General features: G+C 49.6%; 1 protein-coding gene. It reads left to right on the top strand.

Features of this window, described 5'->3' with window-relative positions:
- On the top strand, nt 1-351 hold a 351-nt coding region (locus tag ACYP03_RS24885; protein ID WP_459782509.1), incomplete at both ends, for a family 1 glycosylhydrolase.

Here is a 351-nt window from a genome sequence, read left to right as displayed (position 1 = left end):
CGTGACCTTCAGCCAGGCCGTAATGGAGCGCTATCAACACAAGGTGAAATACTGGATCACCTTCAACGAAATCAATAACCAGCGCAACTGGAAATTACCTATCTGGGGTTACTGCAACTCAGGGATGATCTATACCGATCATGACAACCCGGAACAAGTGATGTATCAGGTGTTACACCACCAGTTTCTGGCCAGTGCAAAAGTGGTGAAACTGGGCCATGCGATCAACCCGGATTTCAAAATCGGCAGCATGATTCACATGATGCCGCTCTATCCTGCTACCTGCCATCCGGATGACGTGCTGCTGGCACAAGAGCTGATGCGGCAGAAATACCTGTTCAGTGACGTTCA

It is taken from the genome of Photobacterium sp. R1, assembly GCF_054600795.1.
The sequence above is the reverse complement of the archived record's forward strand: the minus strand, read 5'-3'. Positions and strand labels throughout refer to the sequence as shown.